Raw genomic sequence first — 238 nt, forward strand, 5'->3', positions numbered from 1 at the left:
GTAGAAGGTGAAACGGAGCCCGTGGAGCTCTTTCCCGTCGGCGAACGAGCGCTCGACCGTCTGTGGACGAAGCCGATAGAGATATTGTCTGGAAGCCGAGAGGCGGTTCGCGTTCACCGCTTCGCGGTAGGGTTCGTCGATGTGTCGGATGATGTCGCGACGGTGTGATTTGCTGGATGTACATTTCTCAAGGAGCGGGCAGTTCCGGCAGATGGCGGGGTCGGAGACATAGTGATGG

General features: G+C 58.8%; 1 protein-coding gene. It reads right to left on the reverse strand.

Going from position 1 to position 238, the window contains the following annotated elements; translation table 11 throughout:
* The coding region (locus tag KNO76_RS14275) for a transposase (RefSeq protein WP_353047893.1) at positions 1-213 on the reverse strand (213 nt) is incomplete at its 3' end.
* Positions 214-238 lie beyond the last annotated feature (25 nt).

The sequence above is a fragment of the Exiguobacterium sp. s101 genome, assembly GCF_018617835.1.
Classification (GTDB): domain Bacteria; phylum Bacillota; class Bacilli; order Exiguobacteriales; family Exiguobacteriaceae; genus Exiguobacterium; species Exiguobacterium marinum.